This is a genomic window from Arhodomonas sp. KWT (genome assembly GCF_010993615.1).
In genome coordinates this window covers 1-530 of sequence record NZ_WNXE01001109.1, presented here as the reverse complement: position 1 = coordinate 530, position 530 = coordinate 1, and the positions used below count along the sequence as shown (strand labels likewise).

Here is a 530-nt window from a genome sequence, read left to right as displayed (position 1 = left end):
CCCAGCATGCTGGCGTTGCCGCCGTCGACTTCCGAGTAGTAACGGGCGACCAGTCCGCCCATGGAGTGGGTGAGCAGGATGACCCTGTCGCAGCACATCCCGGCCCGGCGGTAGCCGTCGATAATGGCGTCCACCCGCTGTGCCAGCGCATCGGCCGAGTCGGCGTTGGATTGCAGCCAGTTGTAGCCGCAGGCGTGCACCGGGAAGTGGTAACGCGTGAGTGTCTTCAGCCACCCGTTGACCGTCGCGTCGAAGTCTTCCGGCAGGGAGTTGTCGTCTTGGACCAGCCCCACCAGCTGGGTGATGGGGATCGAGTCGGCCGCCGATATGTCATCGGGCAGGTTCAACCAGTTCTCCAGCCAGACGAGGAACTCCCCGTAGACCATGCTGCCGAGCTCGCCCCAGCCGCGCGCCTTCATCAGCGCTTCGTTCGGGATCGTCTCGCCCTCGGCGGTTTTCCAGCTGCGACTCAGCCCGTGAGGGATAGCCCCCTCGGGGTCGACCTCGGTTTCGTCCGGGTTCAGGATCTC

At 65.3% G+C, this 530-nt stretch carries 1 protein-coding gene; it reads right to left on the bottom strand.

All coding sequences use genetic code 11. The features are described 5' to 3' along the window. A partial coding sequence (locus tag G7A99_RS24405; RefSeq protein WP_240466415.1) for a triacylglycerol lipase occupies nt 1-530 on the bottom strand: 530 nt, incomplete at both ends.